Origin of the sequence: Roseibium sp. MMSF_3544 (genome assembly GCF_030732845.1) — a bacterium.
Lineage (GTDB): Bacteria > Pseudomonadota > Alphaproteobacteria > Rhizobiales > Stappiaceae > Roseibium.
In genome coordinates this window covers 163,510-183,968 of sequence record NZ_JASHKA010000008.1, presented here as the reverse complement: position 1 = coordinate 183,968, position 20,459 = coordinate 163,510, and the positions used below count along the sequence as shown (strand labels likewise).

20 protein-coding genes are annotated in these 20,459 nt (G+C 57.9%); 10 read left to right on the top strand and 10 right to left on the bottom strand.

Annotated elements, in window-relative coordinates; all coding sequences use genetic code 11:
- The first annotated feature begins 19 nt into the window (after positions 1–19).
- Positions 20–1,042, top strand: coding sequence for a LacI family DNA-binding transcriptional regulator (locus RBB47_RS13765; RefSeq protein WP_305986387.1), 1,023 nt, complete (start codon positions 20–22; stop codon positions 1,040–1,042).
- A gap of 21 nt (positions 1,043–1,063) precedes the next feature.
- Here RBB47_RS13765 and RBB47_RS13760 read toward each other — a convergent pair whose 3' ends face one another.
- Both RBB47_RS13760 and RBB47_RS13755 read right to left on the bottom strand, forming a co-directional pair.
- Positions 1,064–1,765, bottom strand: coding sequence for a YafY family protein (locus tag RBB47_RS13760; RefSeq protein ID WP_305986386.1), 702 nt, complete (start codon positions 1,763–1,765; stop codon positions 1,064–1,066).
- Between the two features lie 3 nt (positions 1,766–1,768).
- Entirely contained in the window at positions 1,769–2,155 is a 387-nt protein-coding gene (locus RBB47_RS13755; protein WP_305986385.1) for a VOC family protein, read from the bottom strand.
- A gap of 285 nt (positions 2,156–2,440) precedes the next feature.
- Here RBB47_RS13755 and RBB47_RS13750 point away from each other — a divergent pair, with 285 nt between their 5' ends.
- The 5 genes from RBB47_RS13750 to RBB47_RS13730 all read left to right on the top strand — a co-directional run bounded on the left by RBB47_RS13750 (position 2,441) and on the right by RBB47_RS13730 (position 7,974).
- The gene (locus RBB47_RS13750; RefSeq protein WP_305986384.1) at positions 2,441–4,381 is read left to right on the top strand and encodes a calcineurin-like phosphoesterase family protein; all 1,941 of its coding nucleotides are present in this window, start codon (positions 2,441–2,443) and stop codon (positions 4,379–4,381) included.
- An 88-nt stretch (positions 4,382–4,469) separates the two neighbouring features.
- Positions 4,470–5,726: a HupE/UreJ family protein gene (locus RBB47_RS13745; RefSeq protein WP_305986383.1), complete on the top strand. Its 1,257-nt coding sequence runs from the start codon at positions 4,470–4,472 to the stop codon at positions 5,724–5,726.
- Between the two features lie 192 nt (positions 5,727–5,918).
- The gene (locus RBB47_RS13740) at positions 5,919–6,173 is read left to right on the top strand and encodes a YdcH family protein (RefSeq protein WP_305986382.1); all 255 of its coding nucleotides are present in this window, start codon (positions 5,919–5,921) and stop codon (positions 6,171–6,173) included.
- 337 nt (positions 6,174–6,510) lie between these two features.
- Positions 6,511–6,954 carry a hypothetical protein gene (locus RBB47_RS13735; RefSeq protein WP_305986381.1) on the top strand — a complete coding sequence of 148 codons (444 nt, stop codon included), beginning with the start codon at positions 6,511–6,513 and terminating at the stop codon, positions 6,952–6,954.
- A gap of 261 nt (positions 6,955–7,215) precedes the next feature.
- Complete coding sequence (locus RBB47_RS13730; RefSeq protein WP_305986380.1) at positions 7,216–7,974, top strand: SDR family NAD(P)-dependent oxidoreductase; 759 nt, start codon at positions 7,216–7,218, stop codon at positions 7,972–7,974.
- Here the strand turns inward: RBB47_RS13730 and RBB47_RS13725 are convergent.
- Positions 7,971–8,510 (bottom strand): adenylate kinase, encoded by a 540-nt coding sequence (locus tag RBB47_RS13725; protein WP_305986379.1) that lies wholly within the window; start codon positions 8,508–8,510, stop codon positions 7,971–7,973. The two genes, RBB47_RS13730 and RBB47_RS13725, sit on opposite strands and share 4 nt — an antisense overlap.
- Before the next feature lie 12 nt (positions 8,511–8,522).
- A complete protein-coding gene (locus tag RBB47_RS13720) occupies positions 8,523–8,951 on the bottom strand; it encodes a secondary thiamine-phosphate synthase enzyme YjbQ (protein WP_305986378.1) in 429 nt (142 codons plus the stop codon).
- A 151-nt stretch (positions 8,952–9,102) separates the two neighbouring features.
- Between RBB47_RS13720 and RBB47_RS13715 the strand changes: the two genes are divergently transcribed.
- Complete coding sequence (locus RBB47_RS13715; protein ID WP_305986377.1) at positions 9,103–10,389, top strand: glycosyltransferase; 1,287 nt, start codon at positions 9,103–9,105, stop codon at positions 10,387–10,389.
- Between the two features lie 58 nt (positions 10,390–10,447).
- On the opposite strand, the gene RBB47_RS13710 is transcribed toward RBB47_RS13715, so the two are convergent.
- Positions 10,448–11,299 carry a hypothetical protein gene (locus tag RBB47_RS13710; protein ID WP_305986376.1) on the bottom strand — a complete coding sequence of 284 codons (852 nt, stop codon included), beginning with the start codon at positions 11,297–11,299 and terminating at the stop codon, positions 10,448–10,450.
- A gap of 396 nt (positions 11,300–11,695) precedes the next feature.
- Between RBB47_RS13710 and RBB47_RS13705 the strand changes: the two genes are divergently transcribed.
- Complete coding sequence (locus RBB47_RS13705) at positions 11,696–13,375, top strand: FMN-binding glutamate synthase family protein (RefSeq protein WP_305986375.1); 1,680 nt, start codon at positions 11,696–11,698, stop codon at positions 13,373–13,375.
- A 119-nt stretch (positions 13,376–13,494) separates the two neighbouring features.
- On the opposite strand, the gene RBB47_RS13700 is transcribed toward RBB47_RS13705, so the two are convergent.
- From RBB47_RS13700 to RBB47_RS13685, 4 genes are all read right to left on the bottom strand, one after another.
- Positions 13,495–15,345 (bottom strand): flotillin family protein, encoded by a 1,851-nt coding sequence (locus RBB47_RS13700; protein WP_305986374.1) that lies wholly within the window; start codon positions 15,343–15,345, stop codon positions 13,495–13,497.
- Positions 15,346–15,410: 65 nt separating this feature from the next.
- Positions 15,411–16,169 (bottom strand): YqiJ family protein, encoded by a 759-nt coding sequence (locus RBB47_RS13695; RefSeq protein ID WP_305986373.1) that lies wholly within the window; start codon positions 16,167–16,169, stop codon positions 15,411–15,413.
- 2 nt (positions 16,170–16,171) lie between these two features.
- Positions 16,172–16,855, bottom strand: coding sequence for a PspA/IM30 family protein (locus tag RBB47_RS13690; RefSeq protein WP_305986372.1), 684 nt, complete (start codon positions 16,853–16,855; stop codon positions 16,172–16,174).
- 157 nt (positions 16,856–17,012) lie between these two features.
- Positions 17,013–17,519 (bottom strand): hypothetical protein, encoded by a 507-nt coding sequence (locus tag RBB47_RS13685; protein ID WP_305986371.1) that lies wholly within the window; start codon positions 17,517–17,519, stop codon positions 17,013–17,015.
- Positions 17,520–17,806: 287 nt separating this feature from the next.
- Between RBB47_RS13685 and RBB47_RS13680 the strand changes: the two genes are divergently transcribed.
- Complete coding sequence (locus RBB47_RS13680; RefSeq protein WP_305986370.1) at positions 17,807–18,160, top strand: nuclear transport factor 2 family protein; 354 nt, start codon at positions 17,807–17,809, stop codon at positions 18,158–18,160.
- Between the two features lie 30 nt (positions 18,161–18,190).
- Here RBB47_RS13680 and RBB47_RS13675 read toward each other — a convergent pair whose 3' ends face one another.
- Positions 18,191–19,036: a helix-turn-helix domain-containing protein gene (locus RBB47_RS13675; RefSeq protein WP_305986369.1), complete on the bottom strand. Its 846-nt coding sequence runs from the start codon at positions 19,034–19,036 to the stop codon at positions 18,191–18,193.
- Positions 19,037–19,361: 325 nt separating this feature from the next.
- Here RBB47_RS13675 and RBB47_RS13670 point away from each other — a divergent pair, with 325 nt between their 5' ends.
- Positions 19,362–20,456 carry a hypothetical protein gene (locus RBB47_RS13670; protein WP_305986368.1) on the top strand — a complete coding sequence of 365 codons (1,095 nt, stop codon included), beginning with the start codon at positions 19,362–19,364 and terminating at the stop codon, positions 20,454–20,456.
- Positions 20,457–20,459 lie beyond the last annotated feature (3 nt).

Here is a 20,459-nt window from a genome sequence, read left to right as displayed (position 1 = left end):
CACATCAATAATCCATCAAATGACCCATCGCTTCCCCGTCAAGGAGATTGCCCTTCAATCAGGCTTGAGCACGGCGACCGTCGACCGCGTTCTCAACGGGCGGGCGCATGTCAGTCCGCAAACGAGGCAACGTGTGAAAGATGCGATTGAGGAGCTGGTCCGGCAGGAAGGTCAGCTTGCCGCCAAAGGCCGCCGGCTCTTTGTCGATATCGTCGTCGAAGCGCCCGCCAGGTTCAGCCGCGAAATCCGCCGTGCCTCAGAGGCCGTCCTGGCTGATTTCAAGCCGGCCGCACTCAGACCGCGTTTCACATTTGCAGAAACAATGACTGAGGCTGACAGCGTTGGCGTTCTGAACCGCATCCATAAGCGCGGCAGCCAGGGGGTGTGCCTGAAGGCGCGCGACACGCGTGACGTACGCGATGCCATTGCGCGACTGTCCGAAAAGAACATCCCGGTGGTAACCGTCTTCACCGATATCCCGAACTCGGACCGGCTCGCCTATGCAGGCCTTAACAACAAACGCGCCGGAATGACCGCAGCCTGGCTGATGCAAAAGCTCCTCGGCCCGGGTGAACAGACTGTCCTGACGACGCTTAGCCAGCATGCTTTTCAAGGCGAAGCGGACCGTTTCGAAGCCTTTCGTTCCGAGCTTCAACGGCAACGGTCAACGATTACCCTCCTTGATGCCAGTGGCGGCGGCGGCCTCAACAGCGCTACGGCGCAAGAAGTCGGCGAGACCATCAACCGGCGGGGAAAAATCGCAGGGGTTTACTCGATGGGCGGCGGGAATATGGCCATCCTGACCGCACTCGAGCAGGCCGGTCAGGCGCCTACCGTCTTTATTGCCCACGACCTGGACGAAGATAATCTGGAGCTCTTGCGCGCTGAAAAGCTCACCGTCGTTCTCCATCACGACCTCAATCAGGACATGCGTACGGCCTTTCGGCACATACTCGCCCATCACGGGATCGGCGAGCCGCCCTCGCAGTCGGAAAGCGACATTCAGGTCGTCACGCCGATGAATATTCCGGCCCGGTTCTGAAGACCCAAAACCGGGCACTTGTCATGCATCGGGCCGGCCATGTCCTTCGCGCTCCATGGCCCGGTAAAAGTCTTTCAGGGTCTTGCCAGGTTCTGGCCGGAACGTATCCCCGGTTTCCTCAACATCAAACATCCTGTCCAGCCGGAACATGCGGAAATCCTGGCGCAATTCACACCAGGCGACCAGCGTCCAGACCTTGCCCCAAAACCACAGCCCGAGCGGTCGGATGATCCGAGCTGACCCTTCCCCCTTGCCGTCCCGGTAGGACACGGAAAGCCGTTTGCGCACATCCGCTGCCATTTCCAGACAATCGATCAATTCGCGCACTTCAGGTGTCATTTCAGGAGCGAAGGCGTGGATCTCGATCTCGTTCTGCCGAACGCGCATTTTGTCCGGAATAACGGCATCGATCTTGATCATGGCCTCTTCGGCGGCCCGCGCCATGGCGGCTCCGCCCCAGGCGCGTATCAGACGCGCCCCGGCGAGCAGCGCTACTATTTCGTCACGAGTAAACATGAGAGGTGGGAGGTCGTAGCCGTCACGCATGATATAGCCGACGCCCGCAGCCCCCTCTATGGGGACACCGGACGCCTGAAGGTCGGCGACATCGCGATAGATTGTGCGTTCCGACACTTCCAGCCATTCGGACAACTGTCTTGCCCGGACAAGCCGACCGCCGCGCAGATACTGCACGATCTGAAACAAACGGTCGGCACGTCTCATCTATCAGCCCCCTTGGAACTCGAACAGTCCGATTGAATTGCCATCCGGGTCAATCCCATAAGCGAAGCGTCCTGCTGGTATGCCTATCGGATCGGAGACAACCTCGCCACCTGCTTTCACAAATCGTTCCATGGTCGCCTCAAGGCCGTCCGGACACAGCAAGTGTATGGTTGGTCCCGATCCTTTTTCAGCCGGTTTGCCCGGATAAAGATGACCGGCGGTACCCGTCTTTTCGTCCTTGGTCATGAACATGGCGATCGGGTTCGGTCCCATGTCGGTTATCAGCTTCAGTTCGGTCTGGAAGACATCGTTGTAAAAGGCGATTGCCTTCTCAAGATCAACGACGGGAATCTCCATCCAGACGGTGAAATGATCAGGTGTGAATGTCATGGTGGGTCTCCTTGAACAAATGCGATGGGTGGCACCCTACCAAGGCCCTCCTGACAACTACCTGTCAGGAGAGTTTTCGATTTTTCGTCCCTCTATCCCCGTTTTCAGCCGTTTTTTCGAAAACTCAGGAATAGCGAACGCGTCGATATGACAGTTTCCTGTCACCATGACATGACGTGTATGTCTTTCGAAATAAAACTTTAACGCGATCGACAAGCTACCGTCATTGAGGCCGGAGAAAGTGGAGAGCGGCTGGCCCATCAGCCTTACCCCTCGGAGGCTCTCATGAAAAAGATGACCTTGGCCCTGCTCGTGGCAGGCGCAAGCGCAGTCGCATCCGGCGCCCTCGCCAAGGATGCAAGCTATGTTGGCACATTGGACGTTGTTCGCGGCGATCTGGCCGCCGACAAGGCAACCGGCAAGGTTTTTGTCGATGCCAACCGGAATTCCAAGCTGGATGACGGTGAAACCGGCGTTGCGGGCGTGCTCGTCTCGAATGGCCGCGAGGTCGTTGTGACCGGATCCGACGGCGGCTACGAGTTGCCTTCTTATGATGACATGAACCTGTTCATCACAAAGCCGGCGGGCTATTCCACGCCGGTCAGCAAGGACATGGTTCCGCAGTTCAACTACGTGCACAAAATTGCCGGTTCGCCGGATCTGCGCTTTGGCGGCATCGAGCCGACTGGGCCGTTGCCCCAAGCGGTCAATTTTCCGCTGATCGAAGACGCAGTTGGCGACCAGTTCCAGTGCCTTGTGTTTGGCGATACGCAGCCCTACACAAACGCAGAAATCTCATACGTGCGCAAAACCGTCGGCAACATGCTGTCCAACCGGGACAATTCCGAGACCCAGTGCCTGTTGTTCGAGGGCGATGTCATGGGCGACGACCTGTCGCTCTATCCACGCTTCAAAAAGATCGTCGCGACCGGAGGCGTTCCGCAATATTACGTTGCCGGCAATCACGACCTGGATTTCGACGCCAAGAGCGATGCTGACAGTTTCGATACCTTCCGCCGTGAGTTCGGCCCGGAATACTACTCCTTCGACATCGGTCAGGTGCATTTCGTCGTACTCGATGACGTGCGCTATCCGTGTAACGGTGTCGATGCCCACTCGTTCTGCGATCTCAGCGCCAAGCCGTCCTATAACGGCGTCATCTCCGAGCGCCAGCTGGAATGGCTGAAGAACGACCTGGCCAATGTTCCCGAAAACAAGCTGATTGTGTTGAACGCGCACATTCCCTTCGTGACATACACAGACGCGGAAGCCCAAAAGCACCAGGTGGACAATCTCGACAAGCTTTATGAGCTGATCGGCGACAGGCCGGCGCTTGGTTTGTCCGGCCACACGCACACGACAGAGCAGATCCTTCCGGGCGAATATTTCAAAGGCTGGGAAGAGGCTACGGGCACCGGACCGGCGAAGTTCCACCAGATCGTTACCGGTGCCGTTTCCGGGTCCTGGTGGGCGGGCGATCTCAACAAGGACGGCGTCCCACACGGCACGCAGCGTCTCGGCTCCCCACGCGGCTACTATGTGCTCGATTTTTCCGGCCCCGACTATGTCGACACGTACATGACATTCGAAGGCACCGAAAACGACCAGATGCACGTATCCTTCAACACGCCTCGTTTCCGCGAGTGGGCGGAAAAGCTTGTCAGCTACACCAATCTCTACGATGTCCCGAGCGACATTATTCCGCCGGTCACGATCAACGATCTCGGCGACATGGACATGCTGACGCAGGACGATCTCAGCGAAACAACCTACGTCGCGATCAACGTCTGGAATGGCTCCAGGGAAAGCAAGGTCTCCTTCACGATCAATGGCGGCGCTGCGACCGAGGCCACACGCACACAGAAAGGTGACGGTGAAGAAGTGCTGGATGGTCCGACCTATGCCGATCCGCTGGCTCTTGCCAGGCAGTCCACCAATGGACGGATTGCTGTGAAAAGCGCAGAAGGTGGTGATGAAACGGCAGGTTTCTATACCTGGCAGGGCACACACTGGAAAGGTGCTGCGGGTCCCTTCCAGAACTGGATGCTCTCCACCAAGTCCAGCCACCTGTGGCGCGCTCAGTTACCACAGGACCTGCCCGTTGGCATCCACACGCTGGAGGTGACCACGACCGACCGCTATGGCCGTACTTTCAAACAATCGAAAACGTTTGAAGTTGTCGCCGAGCTTCCGCAAATGACCTGGCAGGAAAAATTCTGGCAGTAAGCCTTTGCAAATCTGCCGATATCCCTGAAGACTGTACCGGGCAGGCTTCCCTGCCCGGAGCACCATGCGGAAGATCCAGAGGAATATGATGAGCGCGCGTTTTTCGAGTCCGTTGCGGCTCCTATATCTGGGCATTGCCGCATTCCTGCTGCTGACCGCACAGGCATTTGCGCATTTTTCGGAAGGCGCCAAGGTTCGTACGATCCTCGTTGCCACGGAGGACGGCCACCTTGTTGCTTTCGTCCGGGTCCCGGCGCCCCTGGTTTTTTCAGACCTTGTCGGCCGGTCGCAAGTGGAACAGGTGCCTCTCCATTCACCTTTTTTACGACTTGAGCCGACTGGCAACGGCACGCGCTACAGACTTGACCTTGCAGCAATCGCCCGGGACCGAAACGGCTTCGAAGAGCGGCTCCAAAATGCCCTGGTGTTTTCGCAATCCGGATTGGACCTGACCTCGACCCTCTCCGGTTTCACGGTTTTAAGCCGCCGCCCGCCTCAGGTTATTGATAGCCTGGAAACAGCTCGTGCCGCGCTTCAGACTGCCAGCACGACGTTCGATCCTGTCTTCGGCGCGGCAATAATTGACTATGCCGTGCGCATCGAAAGTCCGGATCTGACTGGTGAGCTTGAAGTTCGGTCCGCTTATACGCCTCTTCTCCCAGGGCCAGGTGTCTCAATCGAAAACCACCTGGTCGATGCCCGTGTCACCCCTCCGGTCTCGACGACCGCCTCCGGCCAACTCGAGCAACCGGCAGTTATCAATGGTTCACGCCTGTCCACTTTGGCGCACTTCGTGTACCAGGGCATGCTGCACATCCTGGAAGGCCTGGACCACGTGTTGCTGGTCATTGCCTTGGCACTTGGTGTCGGGGCAACACGCAAACTCATTTTCCTGGTCACGGCGTTCACCATTGGCCACTCGGTCACACTGATTGCCACCTTCCTGGGCGCGACACCGTCCTGGCCGTGGTTCATACCGGTTGTCGAATCGGCGATCGCTGCTTCCGTGCTCTACGCGGCCGTTGCGGCGATGGTCCAGAGGTCCGGCTCCATTGTCGTTTTCGCAGGCATCGGATTGCTGCACGGCCTCGGCTTCTCCTTCGTTCTCGGGGACATTCTCGGCCGCGACGCACCGGACCTCGTCCCGGCACTGCTCGCCTTCAATGTTGGCATCGAGGTGGGACAACTCATCATTCTGGCCGTCACCCTCACCTTCGTCTTTGTGCTCGACCGCCTAGCGACCCCCGCCCTCCGGCCTGCACGGCTGGGTACACTGACGGCCATTGCGATCCTGTCGGCCTGGTGGGTCGCGGAAAGGCTCGGCAGCGTCATTTCTTCGGTCTGAGGGCGGCGCAGCTCCCACCATAACCGAGCAAATGACAGTGCGTTTTCGCGCGTCTAAAGCTCGTTTTCCAAGTCAATCGCCCGCGCCTGCCGACGCTGGTCCTGATCCCCTGTCAATTCATGCACGATTGATCTGGCTCAAGGTGGCGCCTCCGACTTGGCGTCACTTTGTGGGTCTTAAAAGGAGGCATGAATGAGTCACGTTCCACACGAGTTGCACGAAGAATTTCCTGAAGCGGCAGACACTCTGCATATGCTGAAGACAAATGACGCCCATTTTGCGCGACTTGCGGACGAATATCACACGATAAACCGGGAAGTTCACCGCATTGAAACCAATGTGGCACCGGCTGCTGACGAAGTCCTTGAAGATCTGAAGAAGAAGCGCCTTCACCTGAAGGACCAGATTGCCGCCATGCTGGCGGCTGCTGCAAACACCGTGACCTGAGCCCCTCCTTTTCAGGCCGGTGTTAGTGCCCGCGTCGTCCCCGTCCGACGGCGCGGGCCGCCCTTCTTGGACCCGGGCACAACACCAGGACACCATAAAAAATGGCGCCAGGACTTTTGAAAAGCCCGGCGCCAGTCTGGGGAGGAACGACCCTCATCGTTCAAGTATAATGTGGGTTCTGGGCGCCGATCTTACAAGGAAATAAAGTGTGAGATAAACGTGAGTAAATCACGAATCAGTTCTATTTTCTGCCGAAAAAACTGACACTTATTTGAAACCTTGACGAATTGGGAACAGTGATATTTGCTTCCGGGCATCAAAGTAACCGGAACAAATCATGGTTAAACTTCTTCTTTCAGTTTTCTCGCTTATCCTGTTGTTTCCAAACCTTGTTCAGGCTGCTGATTACTGTCTTGACGTCAACGCGAAAAAGGGCTGGCAAGGCGTCACTCTTCCGCATGGAAAGATCAGTCAGGTCGGTTTCTCGGGCAGCTGGAGCGTCATTGCCGGGCTCTATGGACCTGTCGGACCCAGGGGCTACTCGGGCAGCGACGCACAGAAACTCGGCCCCCTTTACGGCTACAAGTTCGACCAGTCCTATGCTTTCGGTGAAATGCTGGTTCGCGACCAGTCCGGCCGAATTGTACCTTTCGCAGAATTCGCGGCACTGGCTGTAAATGCACGTGACCCGGCTGGGAACTATGCCTTCCGGATCAACGATAGTGATGTTGCGCTTTGGGACAACGCGGGGGCGATCAGAGTGTGCATTTCCATGCGTTGACAGCGCGTTCTCACCTAATGCAGCAGACTTCGACGGCACCCACCTAGGGACCGAAGCGAGGTACGTATGGCGGACTGGAAGCCCGGAGAGGACGAAAAAAAGGCGCCAGAACTGTTCAGTCCCGGCGCCAGTTATGCAGGGGAGGAACGATCTTCATCGTTCATGAACAGTGTGTGATCGTCCGCCCTCTCTCGCAAGGTAATAAGGTGTGAGATAACTGTGAGAGAATCCGCCTACCCGCATATCGGAGCCACAGACAAGATGACCCGGAAAACTGCTCTCATAACAGGCGCTGCCAGAGGGATCGGCCTCGCGACGACCAAACTGATGCTTGAACGGGGATGGAAGGTCGCCATGATCGACCGTGACAGCGAGGAACTCGCGACCGCGTCGAGAGATTTGGAGAATGCCGCACCGTTTGAATGCGATGTTTCCGTTCCGACCCAGGTCGACGCGACTGTTCCGGCAATTCTTGAAAAATTCGGCGGCCTGGACGCTGTCGTCAACAATGCTGGCGTTGCCCAGTTCGGGCCCATGGAGGAAACGGATTTTCGAACCTGGCGCACGGTGATGGAAACGAACCTCGACGGTGTGTTTCTGATCTCGCAGGCGACGATCCCTGCGTTGAAGGCATCCGGCGGCTCGATCGTCAACATCGCTTCGATTTCCGGTCTGCGCGCTTCGACCTTGCGGGTTGCCTACGGAACGTCAAAGGCTGCCGTCATTCATCTCACCAAGCAACAGGCGGCGGAGCTTGGGGAACATGGCGTTCGTGCAAACTGTGTCTGCCCTGGCCCGGTGCGCACGAAACTTGCGATGGCCGTTCATAGCCAGGATATCATCGACGCCTATCACGACGCCATTCCGCTCAACCGCTACGGCAGCGAAATGGAAATCGCGGAGGTGATCGCATTTCTGTGTTCAGAACAGGCCAGCTACGTGACAGGACAGGTCATCGCATCCGATGGCGGCTTCGACAGCACCGGCATCGGGTTGCCGGCGCTCAGAGGTTCATCTTAGAGCCCGTTTTGAGACTGAGCCGCCAAACCTGACAAAAAGGCATCCAGCTCCACTGGGTGCTCAAAGACGTGCAACTCGCCGCGAAACTCTCTGATCTGTTCAAAGTCACGAAAGCGCTTCGTTTTTCGGTAGTTGAGAATGAACCGAAAGAACTCCCAATTGAACCTTTCCGGACACCCATCCGGCCGGCCTGATTCCGACCCGCCAACACGTCCCCAAAAAGTGCGTTTCATCATTCTCGACGCGCAAATCCAGGTCGGATAGTCCAGGAAGAGCACGGTGTCGGCAAACTCCAGTCTCAGATGAAGCGTGCTTCCATAGTTTCCATCCATGATCCAGCGCGGTTCGCTGCACTGCTGCCTTAGAACGTCAGGCCAAACTCCCTTTTCAGGGGGTACCCAACCGGGTTTCCAGTACAACTGGTCCAAATGGACCACCGGCAATCCCGTCAGCTCACCAAGCCGCAACGCCGCTGTTGATTTGCCTGAACCTGGGCATCCGGCGATCAGGACCCTTTGCATGACTGCGCTGGCCATCGTCGTTCCGGATCACGCACGATCGCGCAAGAAATGCGCCGCGACCTGACGATGATGCGGACGGGTGCGATGTTCGAAGACGTAGATGCCCTGCCAGGTGCCGAGAACCATCTGTCCGCGGGACACCGGAATGGAAAGCGAGACCGGCAGCACGGACGCCTTGATGTGCGCCGGCATGTCGTCCGGTCCTTCATGGGTATGGACGAGGTAACCCATGCTGGGATGGTTGGTGTCAGGCACCAGACGCTCAAAGTAGGCTTTCAGGTCTGTCTGCACATCAGGATCTGCATTTTCCTGGATCAATAACGAGCAGGAGGTGTGGCGGACAAAGAGCGTCAACAACCCGCCCTGGGCCTGCTCTTCCGCCAGCCAAGCGGAAACCGAGCGAGTGAATTCGTAGAGGCCCTGCCCCGACGTGCGGATTGAAAAGACAGTCTGCATGGGTCACACAGGTCCCGGTTCAGTGGAAATGTACCAGAGGACAGGCTTAGGCGATCACACCAATGGTTGCAAATCCGGCCCTTGACCTCCATTTCAACGGAGCACCCCTCTCCTTTCCCGCGCTTTCAAGTGCGCGCTTTCCGGAACCATCATGCAGGACGCCAAACCCAGAATCCTGATTGCGACACTTGGGACGCGCGGTGATGTCCAGCCCTATATCGCTCTTGCCAGGGAACTGGTGAAACTCGGGGCTGAAGTCGTTGTCAGCACGGGCGAGGGTTTCGAAACCATGATCGAAAACGCGGGCGCCCGATCCCGGCCCGCCGCCATCAACTTCCAGGCATTGTTGCAACAGGACGAAATCAAGGAAGCTCTGCATTCGGTCACCGGAAAACTCAAGGCAGCGCGCCGCAACATGGCCCTCCAGCAGAACGTTGCAAAGGATTTCTGGACGACGGGACTGGAGGAAAAACCCGACCTTATCCTGTTCAATCTCAAAGCGACCGTGATGACGCTTGTCGGACGCCGACTGGACGTGCCCGCCTTATCCACCGCCCTGCAGCCGGTGATCGCACCAACGCGGGCATTTCCGCTGGCATTGTTCGGGATTCCCGACATGGGTCCCTATCTCAATCGCAAGAGCTTCGGCCTTGGCCGCCTGCTCATGCGATTTGGACTTGGCGCGCTCTTCAAGCCGCTTCGCACAGAAGCTGCCAAAGAACTTGGCGCGACCGGATCGACAATTGACGGTTTCGCGCCAGAGCGCATGAGCGCACTGTCCTTGCAGGCCTACTCGCGGGCACTTGTGCCCACACCCGACGACTGGTCGGCTGAATACTGGCAGTGCGGATACTGGTTTACCGATCCGGATCCCGATTTCACCCCACCCGAAGACCTGGCGAGATTTCTTGGTGACGGTGCTCCGCCCGTATATCTCGGGTTCGGCTCCATGCCGAGCAAGGATCCCAAAGACCTCACCGAAATCCTGTTTGGCGCGCTTGGCATGACGGGGCAGCGGGCCGTCATCGCCACCGGTTGGGGCGGTCTCGTCAAGGAAACCCTGCCGTCCGGACTTGCGGAACGGGTTCTCGTCATAGACAACGCTCCGCATAGCTGGCTGTTTCCGAAATGCGCCGGAATTGTCCATCATGGCGGTGCCGGGACAACACACGAAGCACTGCGTTGGGGCAGGCCCTCGCTGGTTTGTCCCGTTTTCGGAGATCAACCCTTCTGGGCCGAGCGGGTCCACAAGATCGGTGCCGGACCGGCGCCCATTCCACAAAAGAAGTTGACGCCAGAGGCCCTGTCCGGCGCTTTAGAAGAGCTGGAAAAACAGGATCACGCCACATCTGCCGAAAAAGCTGCGGCGGAGATGGCGCGAGAACCCGGTGCACGCGGAACGGCGGAACGGCTCATGGGATTGCTTGCGCCCTCCTGAACAAGACCAGCGCAGCAAAACGGATAAACCGTCCGTCCACCGCACGTCAGTTGCCTGCTCAGGCTTCAAGCGCCTTACTGATCTCCTGGTTGGTCACCCAACCGATAATGGGTTCTGCGGAACTGCCATTGGCGGTCACAAACACGTCCTGACAATCATCCCTGCTCTCCATGCGCATCTTGGCGTCGGCAAGCGTTGCCCCGGCTCTTGCAAAGGCAATGGAACCCGCGATGAAGTTGCCAAATTTCTCCGGCGCACGGGTCTCGCTTTCAATGTCATGGACCTTGTCGAGCGTGTCCTTGTTTGCAGCCTCGTTTTTGAAATTCACCTTTGTACCGGCGGCGGCGACCACAGCCCGCATTTCGCTCCAGATACTCCGATGAATGACGCCGATGCAGGCTTTGGACGGCGTCAGGATGACAACTCTTGAGATTGGCCGTCCGCTCGGCAGTTTGTTCTCCAACGCCTCAGCGACCTTTTGCAGCGGCACTTCTCGCAGGTTACCATTCGGAGCCTCCACGTTGCCGATGATCGAACTCAGCGGGATCATCGCTTCTTCGATCGAGACCGACCTCAGTTTCTGGGTGGAAATCTTCACGAGACTTTCCGTCGCTTTGCTGGCTGCTTCGAAATTCTGCTTGCTGAAGTAGTACGCAAGCACGGTTCCGACCCAGGTTGCGAAAAGCGGCAGGAGTGCTGCGAAGACGTACTGGCTGTTTTCAACGGCCTTGTCGTCGCTTGAGGCACGCAAGATGCCCACAGCAATAACCACAACCGAAACCAGCACGAGGCCGTATATCGAGTACTTGACGATGTCGTCCGCCAGCATCTCGCGAAACGCAGACGAAGCGCCGTCTGCATCCGGATCGGCGGCGGCATTCGCGGTCTTCGATCTCGCAATGAATATCACCGCTCCGCAAACAAACAGCAAAAGCAGAATAACTATAGTTTCAAAAGTACTCAGTCCAAACATATCTCAACCCACCAAACTCAATTAATCGAAAATAAAAATTCCAAAATTTGATTGAGATACTAAGCAAAACGCTGCGTTACGACCACCAACCAGCATACAATTCCAAATTGAATCGAACTCCAAATTCGACCCAGGAAAACTGTTGCCATGGCGAAGCCTCCGACATTCAGAAGCGAGGAGAGTTTGAACCGGCAGCAACATCCGGAACGTCGCGAGCGCACCGAAAGTCCGCATTGCGATCAACCAACCCCTCTCGCTTGCAGTGTTTTTCACGGCAGATGTGTCAGTGTTTCACGATCTCCCTTTTCTTTTGGCTGGTGGGCTGACACAACTATGCAGGAGAGAATTCAAGAGGGGTCACCGGTCGTGTTTCCTGCCCGCTATACTGTTTTTGCGCTTTGCATTCTGGTGACGTTTGTCACTTTCGTTTTGATGTTCGCCGTCAATATTCATTTCTTTTGGCCGTTCCTCGTATTCGGCATCCTGTCGCTGATTGGCTGTTTCGACCTGCAGCAGACCAGGCACGCGGTCCTCAGGAACTACCCCGTTATCGGGCATTTTCGTTTCTTGTTTGAAGCGATCCGGCCGGAGCTCAGACAGTACTTTTTCGAAAGCAACCAGGATGGCCGGCCGTTCTCGCGGGAACGCCGGTCGATGGTCTATGACCGCGCCAAGAACATTGAGGACGTGCTCCCGTTCGGCACGGAACTTGACGTCTATAACGACCACTACGGATGGGTGAACCACTCCATCACGCCAAAGCCGGAAAACCACGACGAGCTCAGGGTTACGATCGGCGGGCCGGACTGCAAACAGCCCTACTCCGCATCGCTCTACAATATCTCGGCGATGAGCTTCGGCTCTCTGTCGGGAAATGCCATTCTCGCGCTCAACAAGGGGGCGAAGGCCGGGCACTTTTATCACGACACGGGTGAAGGCAGCGTTTCTCGCTATCACCGCGAAGGCGGCGGCGACCTCGTTTGGGAACTTGGTAGCGGTTATTTCGGCTGCCGGTCGGCAGACGGAAAATTCGATCCTGACAAATTCAAGGCCCAGGCGTCAGATCCGCAGATCAAGATGATCGAAATCAAGATGAGCCAGGGCGCAAAGCCCGGCCATGGCGGCGTCCTGCCCGGTCCGAAGGTGTCAGAGGAGATCGCCGAGGCGCGCGGCGTTCCGGTTGGTGTGGACTGCGTGTCACCGGCTTCTCATTCGGCCTTTTCAACACCGATCGAGCTGCTTGAGTTCATTCAAACGCTTCGCGAGCTGTCAGGCGGAAAGCCGGTCGGGTTCAAGCTTTGCATCGGCCACCGCTGGGAATTCATGGCCATCGTGAAGGCCATGCTGAAAACCGGCATCAAACCTGATTTCATTGTTGTGGACGGTGCCGAAGGCGGCACGGGCGCGGCACCGATTGAATTCGCAAACCGGTTGGGCACGCCCCTCCTCCAAGGGCTTCTTTTCGTCCATAACAGCCTGGTGGCCACAGGCATTCGCGACGACATCAAACTGGGTGCGAGCGGCAAACTGATCAGTGCTTTCGACATTTCCGGTACCATGTGCCTGGGTGCCGACTGGGTGAATTCAGCCCGCGGCTTCATGTTTGCCGTCGGCTGCATCCAGTCCCAAAGCTGTCACACAAATCGCTGTCCGACGGGCGTGGCGACCCAGGACCACAAGCGCCAGCAGGCGCTGGTGGTGCCTGACAAGGCCGAACGCGTGACCAATTTCCATCGCAACACGCTGAAATCGCTCATGGCTTTCACTGCTGCTGCGGGGCTGAACCACCCGCGCGAATTCAAGCCGGAGCACTTTTTCCTGCGCGGCGGCCCGCGAGAGATCATGTCGGCCAATGCGGCCTTTACCTGGCTCAAGAAAGGCGCACTTCTTGAAGAAGCGCACGACCTTCCGGGCTATTCCGCGTTCTGGGCGATGGCCGAAGCAGATAGCTTCAAGCCAAGCAAGAGCCTCGATCTCGCCAAGACACTGAACCACCACAGGGCTCATCATTAATCGGCGCGTGTCGACCCTGCTTAAGCCAGCTTCCCGAACAGGCATCAGTTTGGCCGCGGCCAAGAAACACGAAATCCGGCAGCTTTCGCCGCCGGATTCTTCCTGTCAGGGACCTGAGCTCAGGCTTCAGGATTGTCCGCTGCCTTCGGGGCGATTGCCGGCGCCGTCGGCTTTGCGACCGGCTTCGGATCGACGCCGTTTGACGCGCTTTCCGATGCACCTTCGGCTTCCGGGGCCGCGGTTGCGGCATCCCCGAGACTTGACGTCAAGCCCGACAACCCGGACCCGTCCAGTCCCACTTCCTTCATCATGGCGTCAAGTAGCGGCGCCTGTGAGCGGTACTTGAGCGCGGAGGAGACCATCTGGTCGGCGAGGTTTCCGCCGCCGCCATTGCCGCCTTGCCCGTTGGCAGACGCTCCCGCGCCACCGGTCATACCATCCACCTGGATGATCTTGATGCCGTCGATCTGCTCCATAGGCTTGACGCTTTCTGCAATGATTTCAGGCAATTGCTCAAGAAGCTTGATGCGAACCTGCATCGCGATCTGATCGGGCGACAAGAGGTTGGCGGCCTCGTTGATCGCGCGCTGACCGGCTGCTTCCACTTCATAAAGCGCCTTTTCGGCCTCTGCACGGAGCTTGTCGGCTTCAGCCGAGCCCTGGGCCTCGATGCGCTGCTTGGCTGCCTCGGCCTCTGCTGAGATCCGCACAGCTTCAGCGTGATCGACCGCAGCCCGCTTCTGGGCTTCCGCACCGACCGTGACCGCAACGGCTTCCATTTCGGCAGCCTTGCGGGCTTCGATCAGCTCGATCTGCTTGTCACGTTCTGCAACTTCCGTTTCGCGTGCCGTCGCAACCTGCTCGGCTGCACGGGCAGCGATGGCGCGGGCCTCATCAGCCTCTGCCTCGGCCTCGGACTTTTCGCGCGACTTGGCGGCAACGGCAATGTCGCGGTCCTGTTCGGCAAGTTCGACAAGCTTCTGCTTTTCGACATTCGCCGACTCAACGGTACGTTCCTTGGAAATCTCCCGCTCGCGCACCTGCTGGTCCATGGCGATCTGGCGCTCGGTCACGGCCTGGCTGGATTCAATGTCCTTTTCCTTGACCTTCTGGCTGGCCAGAATCTTGGCTTCTTCGGCCTCACGCTCCCGCTCCGCCTGCTGTTTGGCAATCAGAGAACTCTGCTCCGCCCGGCGGATTTCAATCTCCCTCTGCTGCTCGAGCCGTGCAAATTCCTCTTCCCGGTTGATCTGCAACCGCTCTTGCTCAGCTTCCAGGTTCTTGCGCTGGATCAGGACCTGGGTCTCCTGCTCGATGTCGTTACGCTTCTTGCGGCGCTCCTCGATCTCCTGGGTGAGCTTGGTCAGACCTTCGGCATCAAAGGCGTTTTCCGGATTGAAGTATTCACGATTGGTCTGGTCGAGCCCCGTGAGCGAAACGGATTCCAGCTCCAGGCCGTTCTTCAGAATGTCCTCCGAAACGGCGGCCTGCACCTTCTGAACAAAGTTCACCCGTTGTTCATGGAGTTCTTCCATGGCCATCTCGGCCGCCACCGCGCGCAGCGCGTCGACGAACTTGCCTTCGACCAGCTCACGCAGCGCCTCGGGCTTCATGGTGCGCTGACCCAGCGTCTGGGCCGCGTTGGCGATGGATTCGATTGTCGGCTGAACACGGACGTAGAACTCCGCCAGGACGTCAACACGCATGCGGTCCTTCGTGATCAGAGCCTGGTCGTTGGAACGACGCACCTCCAGGCGCAATGTGTTCATGTTGACGGGAATGACGTCGTGCAGCACTGGCAGAACCAGCGTTCCGCCATTCATGACGACGCGCTGTCCACCGAAACCGGTCCGGACGAACGAGACTTCCTTGGAAGACCGGCGATAGAGCCGCGAAATAATCAAACCGATGGCAAGCAAGGCCACAAAGCCGATGCCTACGAGGATCAAAATGCCTATGAGTTGCTCCATAACTCTCAACTCCTTTACTTACTTGATGAAATTGAATGCCCGGCGCGGGCGCTAGGGTCAGGACCCTAGTCGCCGGCGCCGGTCAAAGTCGCGTTGGTATTCCTGATCGCGGTGAAATGCGGGCCCTGCTGGCGCACGATGATAACCTCCGCGCCCTGCTCAAGCACCTCACCTTCGACATCCGGTTCCACAAGCACGTAGTGGCTCTGCCCGGTCGGGTCGGTTAGCCGCGCCTGGGCGGGAAGCCCCTTTTTGGCGTGGCCCTGGACCACCCGCGCAGGTTTCCCGACAAAGCTTCGGCGTGAAACGGCATCGCTTTCGTCCTTGGGCATGATTTTCGACACGCCAAGCGCGGTTACCCGCGTAAAGGGCAATGCCCCTGCAAACGCGACGGCCGATGCAACGATGCCCGGAAGCAGGAAGCCTGAGACGGACTGAACCAGGCTCTGAAGGACATAGCCGACAAGACCGAAGCCGGTGAGAAGGATTACCAGGATGATGAGCGCAGGTACCTTTCCGAAACACAGCCAACCAAGGATCTGGGAGAAGATCCCCTGCCCGGGTCCGGTCACTTCGGTCCCGGCAGCTACCGTCTCGAGATCGCCCGGAAGCGCACCCGCTTGAAGATCTGCATCAAAGTCCGGTGCTTCCAAGTCGGGCAAGTCTGCGTCCGGCAGGTCGACTTCCGGCAGCAGGCTGTCGATCATGCTCGACAGCCCCAACCCCAAAAGCGTTCCGACGCCTTCTGCAAGCGCGATCGCGATCATCAGGCCGAGAGCAACCGCAAAGGGTGTGTTCGGCCCGGCTAGGATGAACTCGATCATGTTCAAGCGTCTTTCGCCGACGCCTTCAATGCAGCAAGACGTTCAGACACCCTGTTTTTCCGCGCCAGATCGTCCAGTTCGGCCAGTTTGGTTGCGTCGGCCTTGTCGGTGGAGATCCCTCCCGGCAAACCGGTCGCACCCTTCATGACCCGGTCAAAGGCTTCTTCCGCTTTGCGGGTCTTACCTTCGACGCTGTCGGACTGGGCAGCAGCGCCGGAGGCGGCGCTGTCCGTCGCGCTTTGCTGCTGTGCCCGGCGGAAGTTATCGAGCTCAGCTTCCATCTCGCGCTTCCGGGCCTGGAGTGCACTGATGTAGCCTTCCAGTTCCTTCTCTTCCCGGCTGGCATCCGCAACTGCGGTCTCCAAAACAGGGATCTGCACTTCAAGATCAAGCTGGCGTGCGATCGCGGCTTCTGCGAGATCGTCACGGCCTTCCTTCACGGCCAGGGCGATCTGACCCTGCAGCTCTTCGTGGCGGGACGTCGTCTCACCAAGGCGCGTATTTGCCAGATGCTTGTTCGCCAGCACGCCGGCCAATTCATCACGTACCTGGTCAATGGCCCGGTCGACTTCACGGATTGCTTCCGCCATGACGGTTTCGGGGGAAGTGTTTTCGATGGAATCCACCAGCTGGTTCACCCCGCCGGAGACAAGACGCTTGACGCGTGCAACGAGACCTTCTGCCATTTTCCTTCCTTTCCATTTCGTTCTAAGAAATTCAACAAATTGAAATCAGCTGCCTATGGGCGACCGCCACCGGTCGCGGCACATTCAAAAATACGAACACCACACGCTCCCCGAACGCCGGCTGTGTCAAGCGCAAGGTTGCACGACTTTTCATATTTCAACTCTTTGCCTGACGCCGCTGATCCAGAAGACGGGCAACTTCCAGGATCGGCTCCATTTTCTTGTCCATCAGCCCCGGGTCATAAGTTCGGCTCGGCGTGGTCAGGCCCAGGTCGAAAATCTCTTCGATCAACGAAAACAATTCCGCGGACAATGCTGCCTCAAACCGGACCAGATCCTGCTTGTCGCCATCCGCCCCCGGTGCGGACGCGATCAGTTCGGCGACCATTTCGGGCAAGCGTTCATACAGTTTCATGACAAAGTCGGATCTGATCCCGCTTTCCCTCTGCAATTGTCGCAAGCCCTTTTCGGCCGGACGCACCATGGTCTGCAATAAATCCTCGCAGGCGGCAACATCCTGGACCCCCTCCTCGCGCTCGCGCGCTGCCTTGAGGATTTCCCGCATCTTGTCGCTTGGGGTTCGGGCGCCCTGAACCTCGTACCCCGCCAAAAATGCAACGTCGTCGTCACTGAGCCTTACGCTGATCGGGATGCTTTTCGGCATTTGCCTCACCAATCGTTTTCGTTTGTATCGATATGTTTACATATGTAATCAAAAGTAATCAATTGTCAAGAAAAATCGTCTCATGGATGTACGTTTTGTTTCATGCACGCGCCTTTCCTGAAAGCGGGCTGCCATTGAAACCGGCCCGGATTCCGACCCGGCGACGCCATCTGATCAAGCTCCCATGAAAGGAATGTTTCCATTCCGGTAAGCCCCAGTTGAGAATACAATAAAGCTGGATCGTTCAGGTGCGGCGTCACCAAGTCACCAATCCAAAGCGAGAGAGAATGACACCCAAGGCAGTCGTGGAAGAGTGGGTAAAGTGCTTCAACGCCGGCGATTCGGATGCGTTGGCAGCGCTCTATGCCGAGAACGCCGTGAACCACCAGGTCACGCAAGACCCGGTCGAAGGGCGCGACGCGATCAGGACAATGTTCCAACAGGAGTTCGCAACTGCCGACATGACCTGCCTTGTGGAGTTCATTCATGAGGCGGATGACGTCGCGATCCTGGAATGGCGAGACCCCACAGGCCTTCGAGGCTGCGGTTTTTTCACCGTCAAAGACGGAAAAATCGCTTTCCAGCGAGGGTATTGGGACAAACTGTCGTTTTTGAAGATGCACGGGCTTCCGATCGAATAACGGAAGCCCTTGTTCTACGCGGTATCCGGGTCAGATATTTGCCGCCAGGCCCGATACAAACTCACCTGCCTCATGCGAGCGCACAACCGCATGCCGAACCAGATCATCGAAATGCCACGCGAACAACTGGACGTGGCGTGTGTTTGAGAACGCCAGATATCTTTGTCCGAGATAAAGCGCTGCCCATTTCTGGCCGAAAACCGTGAAGGGCGAAGAATACCTGTCCGTTGCGCCAAACAGATGCAGCCGCAAAGAGGGGTAGAGATCCGACAGGCTTTGCCCCATCACGTTAAGCTGTTCGCGTCGCTGATCGCCTGACAGCCCCGCCCATAGCCCCTCACCCCTGGCGAACCCCTCCAGCGCCTCACGGGAGAGCGCGATTTCCATGTCCGATTCCGCCCGGTGCAAGAGGGCACGCTGGTCCCTTGTACCGGTGATCGCCTGGCCTGCCGTGCGCAAGGTCTCGCCAGCATATTCATAGGCAAGAACGGCTTCGGTCTTCAGAACATCAGGCAGGTTGGCCGGAACATGGCGGATTTTCGCACCGACAGCGTCCCGGAACCAGGCAAGGAGGTGTTCATCGACCGGATGCCGTTCTGTTTCCGCGATCTGGACGGCCTGATCGAGGATTTCGGCTGCGGCCCCCCTGTGGGTCGACAGACCGAGGAGCCAGTCCGCGGAAACACCCAGCGCTGTTGAAATCGATGCCAGCGCCTGTCCGTTGGGCAGGCGCGGAGCGTCTTCGGACAGGAGCTGGGAGACGGTTGAGCGATCGAGCTTTGCGCCCCGTGCCAGATCGCTGCGGTTCATGTCCCGGCTGCGAATGGCGTCGGAAAGACGTTCCCGAAAGAGTTCTGCGCGTTCTCGCTTATCCATGCGGGAGTATTGTCAGCTCTATTTCTGAAAATCAACAGACCGCTGACAACAGTCAACACATCGACGCTATAGGTTCGTATTTCAGCAGTACGGGGAACGCAGCGGCAGCGTTTTGCTGGTTATGCTGCCGGCCATCCGGCACCCCTTTCCAATCGCTTGCTCGCCCCTACGACGCATGCCTGGCCGAGCATACCTGACGGATGGGATTGGGCTGCCCCGGCGCTCATGCATGCAGGTTTCACCTGAGGCCTTCAACACGACACGAAAATGCGCAATTCTGCAATGAACGTATAGCATCAATGACGAAATCAAGTTGGGGGGCAACATGCCAGAATCGGACACGGACGGTCGTTCGACCGAGGGAATGGTCGACTACGATGCAAACTCCCTCGCGCAAAAACAGCATGCTTTGCGAAACTCGGATGTCATCTCCGAGCTTGCCGCACGCATTTCGTCACTCCCTGGCCTCTTGAATTTCACCGATTATGGATGCGGTCCCGGGCAAAGCGCGATCGAGACGGTCCGACCGGCGCTGGCGACATGGCAGAAATCGAACCCGTCGCGAGCATTGTCGGTTTGCCACGCAGACCTTCCCGGCAACGACTGGAACGGGTTGACGGGTTTGGTTTTCGGCGAGACCGGCTACGCAGCGGGTCCAAACGCGCCTTTGGTCCAGACCGCAGTCGGGTCTTTTTACGAACGGATGGTGCCAGATGCATCGGTTTCGCTTGCGACCTGCTTTTTCGCCGGCCACTGGCTGCGGACTTCCGTCCGGTTCCATGCACCCGAGACGATCTGGTTTGCCGACCTGACGGGAGATGCACGCCAGCAGATGTGGCAGAGGGCAGAAGACGACTGGACGCTTTTCCTGCGTCTGCGGGCAGAGGAATTGCAGCCCGGCGGTTACTTATATGTTTCGTCACTGGGCGCTGTGCCCGAAGAAGGTGAAATCAACCAGACCGCCGCCTCCGGGCGTGGAATTTACCGTGCCTTGCAGGCGGTCACGGCGTCCATGGTGGAAGACGGGCTGCTGGACCGTGATGCGGCCGATCATTTTGTTTTCGGATTGTGGTTCATGACGGAGGCAGAAGCCCGCAAGCCGTTTGAAAAACACGCGGATCTGGACGAAGCATTCGAAATCGACACCATTGCCGTCATTCCCCTCGATGACGGCGGCGACCTCTTTTCCGCCTATCTGAGCGATCCGGTGGACTATGCCCGCCGATACACTGGCTATACCAAGGCTTTCGCTGCAACGTCCCTGCGCGCCCATCTATTTGAACCAGGCGCGAGTGCCGGAAAGGATGCGCAATGGCTGGAAGACGAGTTCTTCAGGCGCCTTGATGCACTCTACCGGGAAAAGACGTCCATTTACGCCTGCGAACAATGGCACACGCGCGTGATCCTTCGACGGCGATGACGA